The sequence below is a fragment of the Gilvimarinus sp. 1_MG-2023 genome (genome assembly GCF_030548285.1).
Window position 1 is genome coordinate 1 of sequence record NZ_JAUOSC010000372.1, and the last position, 364, is coordinate 364.

A 364-nucleotide genomic window follows, 5' to 3' on the forward strand; every position below is an offset into this window, starting at 1 on the left:
ATTATACAAAAGGTACGCAGTCACCGAACAAGTCGGCTCCCACTGCTTGTACGTACGCGGTTTCAGGGTCTATTTCACTCCCCTAACAGGGGTTCTTTTCGCCTTTCCCTCACGGTACTAGTTCACTATCGGTCATCTGGGAGTATTTAGCCTTGGAGGATGGTCCCCCCATGTTCAGTCAGGATAACACGTGTCCCGACCTACTCGTTTTCACAATCTATAAGTTTTCGTATACGGGGCTATCACCCACTATGGCGGCACTTTCCAGAGCCTTCTACTAACTACAAGATTGCTTAAGGGCTAGTCCCCGTTCGCTCGCCGCTACTAAGGGAATCTCGGTTGATTTCTTTTCCTCGGGGTACTT

Annotated in this window: 1 rRNA gene; it reads right to left on the reverse strand. The window is 49.5% G+C overall.

Annotated elements, in window-relative coordinates:
• Positions 1 to 364, reverse strand: a 23S ribosomal RNA gene (locus tag Q4563_RS17250); the annotation flags it as partial.